We start from the raw sequence: 12,462 nt of genomic DNA, 5'->3' as shown, positions 1-12,462 counted from the left end.
GTGAAATCGATCTTCATCACCGGTGCGGGCAGCGGCATGGGCCGGGAGGGGGCAAAGCTGTTCCACGCCAAGGGGTGGCGGGTCGGCGCCGTGGACCGCAACGGTGACGGTTTGGCGACGCTGCGGGAAGAACTCGGCGGCGACCGGTTGTGGACCCGCCAGGTCGACGTGACGGACAAGGCGGCCCTGGAGGGTGCCCTCGCCGACTTCTGCGCCGGCAACAGCGACGGCGGGCTCGACATGATGTGGAACAACGCGGGCATCGGCGAAAGCGGATGGTTCGAGGACGTGCCCTACGAGGCCGCCATGCGCGTCGTCGACATCAACTACAAGGCGGTGCTGACCGGGGCCTACGCCTCGTTGCCGTACCTGAAGAAAACGCCTGGCAGCCTGATGTTTTCGACGTCGTCGTCGTCGGGCACCTACGGCATGCCGCGCCTGGCCGTCTATTCGTCGACCAAGCACGCCGTCAAGGGATTGACCGAGGCGCTCAGCGTCGAGTGGCACCGGCACGGGGTTCGCGTCGCCGACGTGCTGCCCGGCCTGATCGACACGGCCATCCTGACCACGACGACGAATCACTCCAACGACGGCGGTGCCCCGAGGACGGCCGATGAGCTTCGGGCCACCGCGCCCAAGAAGGGGTTGTTCCGGCTGATGCCGGCGAGCAGCGTGGCGGAGGCCGCGTGGCAGGCTTACCACAACCCGAAGCGGTTGCATTGGTACGTGCCCAAGAGCATTCGCTTGATCGACTTCTTCAAGGGCTTGAGTCCGGAACTCGTGCGACGCAGCATCGTCAAATCCCTACCCGCCCTGATGCCGAAGCGGCAGTGAAGGAGGTGAACCGGTGCGAAACCGGTTAATCGCGGTGGTTTTCGTGGTGATCGCCGGCGTCGGCGTCGCGGGGTGCGGGCAGGCCCAGACCACGCCCCGCAAAGCGGCCCGTCTGACCATCGACGGGGCCACTCACACCACCCGCCCTCCGGCGTGCAGCCAAAACCAGCAGTACCGCACCATCGACATCAAGGACCGCGACGGCGGTGTCGAGGCAGTGGTGCTCACCAGTGGTTACCGGGTAATGCCCCAGTGGGTGAAGATCCGCAACGTCGACGGATTCACCGGCAGCTTCTGGGAAGGCGGCGTGGGCGACGCGCACGCCGACGTCACCAACGACGCGTACACGATCAGCGGTAACGCCTACGGCATCAACAGCAGCAACCCCGACAAAGTGGTGACGACTGAGTTCAAGATCATCGCCGAGTGCTGACGGTGTCCGGGGTCCGGGCATAGGCTCGGTGGCATCGATCGATGGAGGGGCCGGTGAAGGAACGTTTGCACTGGTTGGCGATGCACGGCTTCATCCGGGGCGTCGCGACGCTCGGCGTCCGGCGCGGTGACCTGCACGCCAGGCTGATCGCGGATCCCCGGGTGGCCGCCGACCCGGTGCCGTTCTACGACGAACTCCGGGCGGCGGGACCGCTGCTCAAGGGTCGCGTGAGTTATCTGACGGCCGACCACGCGCTGGCCCACGAGCTGCTGCGCTCCGAAGACTTCCGCGTGCTCGTGTTCGGGGCGAATCTGCCCAAGCCGCTGCGGAGGCTGGAGGGCCGCACCCGCGACGGTCTGCTGCATCCGCTTCGCGCACCGTCGCTGCTCGCCGTCGAGCCGCCGGACCACACCCGCTACCGCAAGACGGTGTCCGCGGTCTTCACTCCCCGCGCGGTTGCCGCGTTGCGCGCTCGCGTGGAGCAGACCGCCGCCGACCTGTTGGATCAGCTCGCCGCCGAGTCCGGCGCCTCGCAGGTCGTCGACATTGTGGGTCGGTACTGCTCGCAGCTGCCGGTCGCGATCATCAGCGACATCCTCGGCGTCCCAGAGCGCGACCGGCCGCGCGTCCTGGAATTCGGTGAGCTCGCCGCGCCGAGCCTGGACATCGGATTGACGTGGCGGCAATACCGCAGTGTGCAGCGAGGGCTCGAGGGCTTCAGCTCCTGGCTCGACGAGCATCTCGGCCAGTTGCGGCGCACCCCGAGCGACAACCTGATGAGCCAGCTGATCCAGATAGCCGAAAGCGGTTCCGCCGAAACATATCTGGACGAGAACGAGCTGCAAGCCATCGCCGGGCTGGTATTGGCGGCCGGGTTCGAGACCACGGTCAACCTGCTTGGCAACGGGATCCGCATGCTCCTAGATGCGCCCGACCGCCTGAACACCTTGCGCGAACGGCCCGAGCTGTGGCCCAACGCCGTTGAGGAGATTCTGCGGCTGGAATCGCCGGTACAGCTGACCGCGCGGATCGCGCGGGGCGACGTTGAGCTGGCAGGCAGGCGGCTCCAGCGCGGCGACTTGGTGCTCGTCTATCTGGCCGCCGCCAACCGCGACCCGTCCGTCTTCGACGAGCCGCACCGCTTCGACATCGAACGGCCAAACGCCGGAAGGCATCTCGCGTTCTCCGGGGGCCGGCACTTCTGCCTGGGCGCCGCGCTGGCGCGTGCCGAGGGCGAAGTCGGGCTGCGTACGTTTTTCGACCGCTTCCCCGAGGTCCGCGCGGCGGGCATGGGAAGCCGGCGTGACACGCGCGTGCTGCGCGGCTGGTCGTCACTGCCGGTCGCGCTGGGACCGGCACGGTCGATGGCTCGCGTCGACGGCTAGCGAGGCGCGCCGGGAGAACATCGGCTGTTGACACCCGTTCGGCAACCGAGTTTATTTGCGCTATGACAGACGTTTCTATGATCTCGGTCGAGGATGTCGTCCTCGGGCTATGGCAGGCGCTCTCGCGGCGGGACTGGGAGGCGGTCAAGACGTTTTTATCCGATGACTGCCTCTACGTCGACATGCCCGTTCCGGCGCTGTCGGCGCGCGGGCCGGAAGACATCGTCAAGCGGCTCAAGATGGGTCTCGAGCCGCTGGCGGGCTATGAGAACCACGACGGCGTGCTGGTGTCCAACGGTGCCGACGTGATGTACGAGCACTCGGAGACATGGACGTTCACCACGGGCGAGCGAGGCGTGCTGAGATTCGTGACGGTCCACAAGGTCGAGGGCGGCAAGATCACCGTCTGGAAGGACTACTGGGACATGAACAGCCTGGTCAGCTTCGCTCCCCCGAACCACTTCGAGAACCTGGCGACGGCCGACACCAGCTGGGTCTTCGACGCGACAAGCTTGGTCTAGCAGACTCGTCCGTAACTGCGGCGCCGAAAATCGAAGATTCGGGTGCGGTCGTCTGACGCGTTCAGGGCGGGCGCCTCAACCGACGCTGGTTGGACTCGATCACCCGATGCTTGCTAAATGGATAGGAAACTCTATCCCTAGAGGCAACCCAATCTGGCTTCCCGGTCATTCCGGAGAAGTGCTTTGTCTACCACCATTTCCTTCATGAGTTCGTCATGGATTAGGCAACGACAATCACATGACCGAAACGAAGTCAACGAGGAAATGCCATGAGCGCCAGTAACATCCACCCGTCGACTGCTGTCGACCAGCAGAACCCCCTCCGGTCGGTGCTCTCGAAGAGCTTCCGGGTCGCCTTTGTCGTGACTGTGACTCTGGGCACCTTGGCTGGGACCGGGGTGGTCCTGTGGCTGTTGAAAGCGCTCGCGACGAGCAGGTACGGCGTCTACTTCGGGGTCTAGCCCGAAGTGATCTCGGCATCTTGAGAGGTCCCATGTTGAAATCGGAAATCGCGGTTGTGCTCGCCCTGTGCGCCGCGCTGGCATCCGCGATCGGCGCGGTGAGCCGTCAACAATCCGCGCGTCAGGTCACCGACGAACCAGTCGGCCACTGGGAGTTGTTCCGCATGTCGTTGCGCGACGCCCGGTGGTGGCTTGGCGGCGGGGGAGCCGTTGCCAACTACAGCCTGCAAGCCGCCGCGCTGGGGCTCGGGTCGGTCATGTTGGTGACGGCGCTGCAGGTGACGGCGCTGCTATTTGCCCTGCCGGTCAATGCGCGGCTGAACCATCACCGGGTGACCCGCCCGCAGTGGATGTGGGCGACGGTGCTCGCCGTCGCTTTGGCGGTGGTCGTGGCCGTTGGCGACCCGAAGGCCGGGCAGTCGCAGGGGTCGCTGACAGCCTGGACTGTGGTGGCCCTGGTGTTGGGTCCCCTACTGGTGTGCTGTGTCCTGGGGGCGCGCATTTGGCCCGGTCCGCGTGCGGCGGTACTCCTTGCGGTGGTGGCCGGTTCGTCGCTGGCCCTGTTCGCGGTGCTAACCAAGGCCGTCGTCGCGGCGGCCGGACATGGTTTCGGGGCGCTGCTGTGCGCGCCGGAGTTCTATGTCTGGATTCTTGCGGCGTTGGCAGGGATGATCTTCCAGCAGTCATCGTTTCGCGCTGGTGCGCTGACCGCCTCAATGCCGTCGGTGACCGTGGCCAAGCCTGCGGTGGCATCGGTTCTGGGCATCGTGGTGCTCGGCGAGACCCTCAACGCCGATGGCGTGGGCATGATCGTCTTGGCGTCGGCGGCGATAGTGGTGATTGTCGCGATAGTTGCTCTGGCCCGGGGTGAGGCCCCTACCGCGGCGCTCAGTAGCGAGCAAAACGCGGAAACCTATGATCATCCTGAGGTGCCGGAGACGCTCAGGCGTCCGCGCGTAACGTTGGATCCGCGGTGCCATCGACACCTATTTCTTGGCGAGTGCAGGTCGACGGACCACGGACGGGCACACGTCGAAGTACAGAGCGAATCGCATGCTGGGTGTTCGACGCGACGGCCTTGGTCTGAGCGGTCTTCGCCCGCAGCACCGGATCATCGGATCGCTATAAGCTGCAACGGATTCGGCGACATCGGCGCTCGAGTCGCTTGGATGGTCACCCCTCGTATGTCGACCATCACAGCGCCCTGCGCAGCGCCGACGTCGCCAACCGCTATAAGTACTGTTGGACCGCGGCGATGAGAGCTGCTCGGAGCAACATGCTCCCAAACCCCTTTCTCGAAGTTTGGTGACGTCGCCCGATTCGTCGATCGGAGCGTATGCCGCGCGGCGGTTGATCACACCGGAATTTGGAAAAATTGGTTACGACTCGGCGAGCTTCCTGAGGCGTTTCAAGGTTTCGGCGAGCGTGCGTCCCACCTGGCGCACGGCGATCCGGTCGGCGATGTATCCGAGCAGCCCGCCCGGCGCCTGGTACGACAGGCGGAAGGTCACCTTCGTTCGGCCGTCGTGCGCGTCGCGCAGCCGGATCCGCCCACGCAGGGTGATGCCGGTGAGACCCACGAACGCCAGGTCGCGGTCGTCATCGAATTCGACCACTTCGATGAGTCCGCCGACGGGGACGGAGCCGATCTTCCAGTGGACCGTGTAGCGCGCGCCGACGCCGGCCGCCTTGTCGTTCGAGGACTCCCAGCGCTCCAGGTTCGTCATGAACGACGGGTAACAGTCCGGGTCGCTGACGATCTTCCAGACCGCGGAACGGTCGGCGTTGATGACGCAACGGCGTTCGACGCGCATCAGCCGATCACCGGGAATCGCCGCTCGGCGGCCAGCCGGTCGACGCCGCCCTGCAGGCTGGCCATCACCTTGTCGTGCACCGCTTGGTCGTCGCCATCGACCTCGATCGGGTGCTGGACCTCGATCACGATCTTGGTGGGCAACGGAATGTGGCCGGCCAGGTCGCTGATGTTTAGACCCCACGGCAGTGCCAGCGATATCGGGACGCTCTTGAGCCGAAGCAACCTGTCGGCCATCAGCAGCTTGGCCAACCACTGCCCGCGGTTGAGGAACAACGCGCTTTCCTGCCCGCCGACGCTGGCGACGGGGACGATCGGTACTCCGGCCTCCCGGGCCAGCTTCACGTAGCCCATGCGCCCGCCGAAGTCGACCTTGTGGCGTTCCCACGAGGGCCGGAACACCTCGTAGTCGCCGCCGGGGTAGACCAGCAGAGCGGCGCCGGAATCCAATGCGAGACGGGCATTTTCGGGATTGGCGGCGACGGTGCCGAATTTGCGCAGCCAGCCCAGCGGAGGTGCGGACACCACCAGGTTGTGGGCCAACTGGTAGAAGGGCCGCTCGACGCCGAAATAGGAGCAGAAGGCGAGCGTGAACACGAAAGTGTCGGGCGGCACGTTGCCGCCGCTGTGATTGCCGACCAGCAGCACCGGCCCCTCGGCCGGAATGCGATCCATGCCGCGCACGTCCGCCCGGAAGTAGAACGACGCCAGCAGCCAGGTGCCCGGGAGCTGGTCGCGGATGTAGTCCGGGTCGCGCTGGTCGAGGTCCGCTTTGGGCACCCACGACACCACCTTGTCGCGGGCCCACTCCAAGACGCCCTTCGCGGTCGCCATAACCGCCCGTATACCCCGGCTTCACCGGGGGTCAAACGCGGTAGAGACCTGCGGCGTTTTCGTGAGCGATCAGGTCGACAACCCGGATGGCGTCGCTCTCGCTCCAGTCGTCGTTGGCCACAAATTCCCGCAATACGCGATGAATGCCGGTGCGCCACAGGGCCGCACCGAGGAAATGGAGTTCCGCGGGGCCGAACCCGTCCGAGGAGTAAAGGATCTTGTGGAAGGGCGCCAGCTCCAGCAGCCGGGCGATGAACGCCACCGACCGCGCGCCCAGCTGGTTCACGCTCAGCCCACCGTCGAGATAGACGTTGTTGAACGCCTGCGCCAGATATCCGGCCTCCCGCTCGTAGGGGTAGCAGTGCAAGAGGACGATCGGGGTCTCCCCTGACTGGCGCAGGAAGTCGAGCAACAGCAGCGGGTTGGCCTTGTGCAGATCGCAGTCGCGGTCGCCGAGGCCGACGTGGAATTGCAGGGGTTTGCCCAGCCGCAGCGCCTGATGCAACCCGAAACGCAGCAGCACCCGATCCTGTAACCGGGTACCGCCGCTGTCGCGCCACCGGCCGGCGGCCTCCGCGACCTGCGACGGCGACGGCTCGCTCAGGTCGCCGTCGAATCCGCCCCGGTAGGCCAGGATCGACTTGGTGCCGACCGCCGTCGCCGCGCGCCCACGCAGGATGTCCTCGAAAGCCGCCGCGTAGTCGCCCGGCGCCCGCGCGGCCTGTTCGGCGATCTGCTCGACCCGAATTACCTCATATGCGCGGCCGCCGGAAAGTTCGGCCATGCCGGCGGTGCCGGCGGTGCCGGCGTCGATCCCGGTGTCCACCAGCCAGTCGCTCACTCCTGCGGCCGGTAGGAACATGCGGGCCAGCTCGGCCTCGCTGAGCTGACTGCGGTGATCCCAATACGATTGTGGGTCAACGTGTTTGGTCAGTCCGAGGATGGGGCCGCAGTGCGCGCGTAGTGCGAAGCCGAGTTGCGAGTCGAACCCCGAGCCCACGATGGGTTGGGTGTTGGCCTCGTTGAGCGCGTTCTCGAACCGTTGCCGATCACCCGCCGTCAACCAGCAACCGTGGACATGTTGATCGATCAGTCGCACGTCACCGATGTGCTGTGCCAGGGCGTCCGACGTCATCGCGTGCCCCGTCACAGGCTCCAGGCCATCCGGAATTTGTCGGCCAGTTGCTCGGTGTCGAGGTCGCCGTACCGCTCGTGCTCCAGGTGGCGGACGGCGACCACCATGTCGACCGCCGGGTCGCCCAGAATGCCGCGCAGCAGTTCGGAATCATCCAGTGCCGCAATCACTTCGGCCTGTCCCCTGGCGAGGTTGACGACGTCGTCGCGCTCACGGTCGGAATCTGACAGGGCCGCGGGGTCGACGGTGATCTCCGGTGGCAACGCCGCTTGGCGCTTAATCCCGTCGAGCGCCAGCCCCAGGATCGCCGCCGACGCCAGGTACGGGTTGGCGGAGGGGTCGACGATTTTGACTTCGACGTTCCCGCCGCGCGGATTGGCGGGCCCGCCGGTGATGAACCGCACGGCCGCCTCGCGGTTCTCGGTCCCCCAGCACGCGTAGGCGCCGGCCCAGTTGCCCGGGCGCATCCGCACGCCGGACACGATCGACCCGCACAGCACGCCTTGCGCCGCCGGCAGTCCGCCGACCAGCCCCGCCACCGCGCTCTCCCCCGCCGCCGTCATGCCGTGGGCGCCGTCGCCGTCGGAGAACAGCGGACCTTCCGGCGTGGTCAGCGAGAAATGTTGGTGGGCACCCGATCCCACGCCGTTCGCGAAGGGCACGGGTGACAGGCTGATGCGAACCCCGTGGCGGCGGGCCACCCGCCCGACGACGAGGCGCAGCAGCACCAGCTGGTCGGCGGCGGCCACTGGGGATTGCGGCGCCAGGGAAAGTTCGAACTGGTTGGCGCCGTACTCGGGGTGAAACTGCTCGATCGCGAGTCCCGCCGCCGCCGCCGACCGGGTGACGTCCCGGACGAACGCTTCATGCTCGAGGATGCCGGCGAGGCCGTACTGCGCCCACAACGCCGACGGGAGGCGGCCGCCGTCGGGGGCGACCAACAGGAATTCCACCTCGTGCCCGATCACCGCCTCGATCCCGGCTTCGCCGAGCGCGGCTTCGACCCGGCCCAGCGTGCCGCGGGCGCACGCGGGAACGGGCGCGCCGTCCTGGGAGAAGAACGCGGCCGGCGCCCACGCCAGCCCGTCGCCGACGATGCGCAGGGCCGACACGTCGATGCGCAGGCGCTGGTCCCCGATGACACCGACATCGGGCGTGAAGGCGATCCCGCTCTGGTCGATCGCGAAGGCGTGCCACGACGGGCTGGCGCCGAGACCGGGATCGGCGAACGCGTTGGTCCGCCGGATCGGAACCGTCTTGGCCAGGGTGAGGCCGGCGGGATTCACGATGGTGCCGACGACGGCGTCGACGCCCTCGGCCTCGAGCTGGGCGATCCGCGCGGCGGCAAGCGGTGTGCCGGTCATGGCAGTCATTGTGCAGCCTCGAGATGCCCGGGCTGCCGGATTCAGTTCTGGCGGGCGATCAGGTCGGTGACGAACCGATCGAGGAAGCCGTCGATGGGACCGCCGCCCACCGGCCGGATGACGAACTTCGTCAACCCCGCATCGATGTAGGCGTCGAGCTGTCGGTGCAGGCGATCCCATCCGGCGGCGATCAGGTCGGCGGGGTCGACGTCGGGGCGGCGCTTCCGGGCCGCCGCGGCCACCTCAGCGGGCAAGTCGCCTTCTGCTACCGCCAACGAGATCCCGAAGTGGTCGGGGTCGATCTGCCGGCCCGCTTGCGCCGCGGCGCGTTCGATCGCCTCACGGCCCGCTCGCGCCTCTTCGGGGGTCAGGAAACTGCCCAGCCAGCCGTCCCCCAGCGCGCCGATGCGCCGAAAGGCTCCGGGCGCCGAGCCGGCCAGCCAGATATCCAGCGGCGGAGTCGGCCTCGGCAGGACGGAAGCCCCGTTGACCGTGAAATACCGTCCGGTGTAGCTGGCCGAATCCTCGGCCAGCGCCGAGCGCAGCACCCGCAGCGACTCGTCGAACACCGCGGCCCGCTCCCCGTCGGGGACCACGAACACCTCGCGTTCGGCCGGAATCGCCGACCGCAGACCGAAGACGGGAAGGACCCGCTTCGGCGCGACTGCCGCCAACGACGCCAATTGTTTGGCGACCAGGACCGGATGCCGCCCGGGAAGAACAGCCACCGAGGTGCCGACCTTCAGCCGGGTCGTCCTGGCGAGGGCGTAGGCCATGCCGACCACCGGATCGACCGCCGGGGAGTAGACCAGCTCCGAGAACCACAGCGAATCCACCCCGCTGGACTCCAGCCGATCCACGATGGGGGCCAACCGATCCGGAGCGGTATCCGCACCCAATCCGACGCCGAAGCGAATCTTCACAGCTACCGCAACGCGGCGACGCGGCGTTTTGTGCCCGCGAAAGATAAACCGCTGAGACGTTTTCCGGCGTGTCGTCGCAGACGTTTATGTGTCGCGGGCCCGATCGACCGCGGCGGGCGGCTATGCCCGGCTGGGAATGGTCAGTTTGCAGGCTTGGCCGATGTCGAGGGTCCGCAACACGCGACCCATGCCGACCCACAGCGCGCACGACAGGGCCAGATCGGCCAGCAGCTCGTCGGAGAAATGCTCGGAGCAACGGCTCCAGAAGTCCTCGTCGTCGCGCAGGGCGGTGTGATCGCTGGCGAACCGGTCCGCGAACTCGGCGGCCAGCCGCTCCTGTTCGCTGTAGCCGGGCCACGTGCGCCACTCCTGGGCGTGGTCGTACAACTCCTCGTCGACGCCGGCGGCGGGCCCGTCCTCGTCGCGGGTGTTGACGCAGACGACGCATTCGTTGCGGTGGGCGATCACCGCGCGGGCCAGTTCGCGGGTGCGCAGCGGCAACCGGTTCTTGGTGTAGACCGCGTTGCTGAAGCCGCCGAGCGCGGCGCCGATGTCAGGAGACTTCACAAACCAGCCGGCCAGGTCGTCGTCGGCAAATGTTCCGATTCGGCTCATGGCGTGATGGTACGCCCGCAGCGCCCGTTTCAGGGTGTGGGCACCGGGATCTTCGTGGTGGGACGGTCGTCGTTCCAGTCCCGTTGCGCGAGAACGCGGCCCGCGACTCGATTCAGCGCCGCTTCGACCACGCGGCGATCCGGTCGTCCGTCGAATCCCGGTGACCGGGCGAGCTTGTCGACCAGCCAGCCCACCAGCAGCGAGTGCACGTAGTCCACCTGCTGGGCCCCCGCGGGTGTCAGCCACATCTGGTTGCCGTCGCCCCGGGCGTATCCGGTCGCGATCAGGCGCGCGAAGGTGGGCTCCAAGACCTCGAACGGTATCCGTAGGTAGTCGGCGATGTCGGTGAGCCGGGCCGTCCCATATATCTGGCCGTAGCGGTTGATGCGCAGGACGCCCCACAATCCGGCCACGTCGAGTCGGCAGTCGGGTCGCATGGCGATGCTGCGTAATCGCATGCCCGGCACACCGCGCAGCATGCGTTCGACCGCGTTCTCCAGCATCTGATCCGGTGTCTCGGTGTTCGGCATGCCGAACGCATCGCCGAGATCGATTGTGCTGTCGTGCATTTCTCGTAGGGGTACCTCACGGAGGAACAACGCGAGGACGAACCCGACCAGCGCGACCGGAACCGCCCAGAGAAACACTTGGGTGAGCGACTCGGCGTAGGCGGCGACGATCGGCGCGGCCGCCTGGCGCGGCAACCGGTGCAACGCCTCCGGCGACGCTGCGGCCGCGGCGGGCGCGCGGCTGGCCACCATCGCCGGGCCGATCCGGCTGTGCAGGAAGTTCGTGAACAGTGAACCGAAGATGGCGGCGCCGAACGAGCTGCCGATCGTGCGGAAAAAGGTGACGCCGGAGGTCGCGACGCCGAGGTCGTCGAAGTCCACGGTGTTCTGCACGATCAGGACAAGCGTCTGCATGCACATCCCGATCCCGGCGCCGAGGATGACGAGGAACAGGGATTGCACCAAAACCGATGTCGACGGGTCCATCCGCGACATCAGAAAGAACGCCACCGCCATGACGGCGGTGCCGGCGACGGGAAAGACTTTGTATCTGCCCGTGCGGCCGACGATGACACCACTGCCCATCGAGGTGGTCAGCATCCCGATCACCATCGGCAGCGTGCGCAGGCCCGACGTGGTGGCCGAGACGCCGTCGACGAACTGCATGTACGTCGGCAGGAATGTCAGGGCGCCCAGCATCGCGAAACCGACCACGAAGGACAGGACGCAGCACACCGTGAACACCGGACTGCCGAACAGCCGGGTCGGCAGAATCGGCGCGGCGGCGCGGCTTTCCACCCAGGCGAAGACGCACAGCGCGATCGCCGAGCCGACGAACAGGCCGATGATCGTGGGCGATCCCCACGGGTAGGTGGTCCCGCCCCAGCTGGTGGCCAGTGTCAGCCCGGTGGCGCCCAGTCCGACGAACAGGATGCCCGCGTAGTCGATGACCGGTTTGGTGCGGTTGGACAGCGCCGGGATGGCGGCGGCCGCAACGAAGAAGACCACGACCGAGATCGGCACGTTGATCCAGAACGCCCAGCGCCAGGTGAAGTGGTCGGTGAAGTAGCCGCCGAGCAAGGGACCGATCACGGTGGTGACGCCGAATACCGCGCCCATCGCGCCCTGATAGCGGCCACGGTCCCGCAGCGGGATCACCTCGCCGATCAGCGCCATCGCGGTCACCATCAGCCCGCCGCCGCCGATGCCCTGCAGCGCGCGTGACGCGACCAACATGCCCATCGAGCTCGAGAGCCCGCACAGCACCGACCCGGTGACGAAGAACACGACGGCCGCCTGGAAAACGCGCTTGCGGCCGAACAGGTCACCGAACTTGCCGACGAGGGCGGTGATGATGGTCGAGGCGAGCAGGTAGCTGGTGACGACCCACGATTGATGGCCTGCGCCACCGAGATTGGCGACGATGGTGGGCAACGCTGTCGCCACGATCGTTTGGTCCAGCGCGGCCATCAGCATGCCGAGCAGGATCGCCACGAAGATGAAGTTGCGTCGCTGCGGGTCGACCGCGACGTCCCCGGGTCCCGAATCCGAAGTGTGGCCGGCCGGAGCCGCCGCTGGTGTCGCCTTCGTCATGCCCGCCTTTCCACGGCTTTCGATGGTAGTGAGTGCCCACGG

The 12,462-nt window shown here is 67.1% G+C and carries 12 protein-coding genes and 1 pseudogene; 6 read left to right on the top strand and 7 right to left on the bottom strand.

All coding sequences use genetic code 11. The annotated features are described in order from the left end of the window. From A5697_RS10225 to A5697_RS10200, 6 genes and pseudogenes are all read left to right on the top strand, one after another. Window positions 1–834 (top strand): SDR family oxidoreductase, encoded by an 834-nt coding sequence (locus tag A5697_RS10225; protein ID WP_067946464.1) that lies wholly within the window; start codon window positions 1–3, stop codon window positions 832–834. A gap of 13 nt (window positions 835–847) precedes the next feature. After that, window positions 848–1,267, top strand: a complete 420-nt coding sequence (locus A5697_RS10220; RefSeq protein ID WP_068010197.1) for a lipoprotein LpqH — start codon at window positions 848–850, stop codon at window positions 1,265–1,267. A gap of 53 nt (window positions 1,268–1,320) precedes the next feature. Then, the gene (locus A5697_RS10215) at window positions 1,321–2,652 is read left to right on the top strand and encodes a cytochrome P450 (RefSeq protein ID WP_068010282.1); all 1,332 of its coding nucleotides are present in this window, start codon (window positions 1,321–1,323) and stop codon (window positions 2,650–2,652) included. Window positions 2,653–2,729: 77 nt separating this feature from the next. Beyond that, window positions 2,730–3,173, top strand: coding sequence for a limonene-1,2-epoxide hydrolase family protein (locus tag A5697_RS10210; protein ID WP_068010195.1), 444 nt, complete (start codon window positions 2,730–2,732; stop codon window positions 3,171–3,173). Window positions 3,174–3,442: 269 nt separating this feature from the next. Then, complete coding sequence (locus tag A5697_RS10205; protein WP_068010194.1) at window positions 3,443–3,634, top strand: hypothetical protein; 192 nt, start codon at window positions 3,443–3,445, stop codon at window positions 3,632–3,634. 32 nt (window positions 3,635–3,666) lie between these two features. Further along, window positions 3,667–4,515: pseudogene (locus A5697_RS10200) on the top strand (DMT family transporter); the annotation flags it as partial. Window positions 4,516–5,013: 498 nt separating this feature from the next. On the opposite strand, the gene A5697_RS10195 reads toward A5697_RS10200, so the two are convergent. From A5697_RS10195 to A5697_RS10165, 7 genes are all read right to left on the bottom strand, one after another. Next, a complete protein-coding gene (locus A5697_RS10195; RefSeq protein WP_067944098.1) occupies window positions 5,014–5,448 on the bottom strand; it encodes an SRPBCC family protein in 435 nt (144 codons plus the stop codon). Beyond that, window positions 5,448–6,281, bottom strand: a complete 834-nt coding sequence (locus A5697_RS10190) for a lysophospholipid acyltransferase family protein (protein ID WP_067944099.1) — start codon at window positions 6,279–6,281, stop codon at window positions 5,448–5,450. Before A5697_RS10190 ends, A5697_RS10195 begins: the two co-directional genes overlap by 1 nt. A gap of 31 nt (window positions 6,282–6,312) precedes the next feature. After that, window positions 6,313–7,416 (bottom strand): amidohydrolase family protein, encoded by a 1,104-nt coding sequence (locus tag A5697_RS10185; RefSeq protein WP_068010281.1) that lies wholly within the window; start codon window positions 7,414–7,416, stop codon window positions 6,313–6,315. 11 nt (window positions 7,417–7,427) lie between these two features. After that, window positions 7,428–8,780 carry a glutamine synthetase family protein gene (locus A5697_RS10180; RefSeq protein WP_068010192.1) on the bottom strand — a complete coding sequence of 451 codons (1,353 nt, stop codon included), beginning with the start codon at window positions 8,778–8,780 and terminating at the stop codon, window positions 7,428–7,430. 41 nt (window positions 8,781–8,821) lie between these two features. Then, complete coding sequence (locus A5697_RS10175) at window positions 8,822–9,703, bottom strand: TIGR03854 family LLM class F420-dependent oxidoreductase (protein WP_068010191.1); 882 nt, start codon at window positions 9,701–9,703, stop codon at window positions 8,822–8,824. A 120-nt stretch (window positions 9,704–9,823) separates the two neighbouring features. Further along, window positions 9,824–10,318: a carboxymuconolactone decarboxylase family protein gene (locus tag A5697_RS10170; RefSeq protein ID WP_067944103.1), complete on the bottom strand. Its 495-nt coding sequence runs from the start codon at window positions 10,316–10,318 to the stop codon at window positions 9,824–9,826. A gap of 29 nt (window positions 10,319–10,347) precedes the next feature. After that, a complete protein-coding gene (locus A5697_RS10165; RefSeq protein WP_068010188.1) occupies window positions 10,348–12,420 on the bottom strand; it encodes an MDR family MFS transporter in 2,073 nt (690 codons plus the stop codon). Window positions 12,421–12,462: the final 42 nt, after the last annotated feature.

The sequence above is a fragment of the Mycobacterium sp. E3251 genome (assembly GCF_001666835.1).
Classification (GTDB): Bacteria; Actinomycetota; Actinomycetes; order Mycobacteriales; family Mycobacteriaceae; genus Mycobacterium.
Note: the sequence above shows the minus strand (reverse complement) of the source record. Positions and strands in the feature narration are given on the sequence as shown.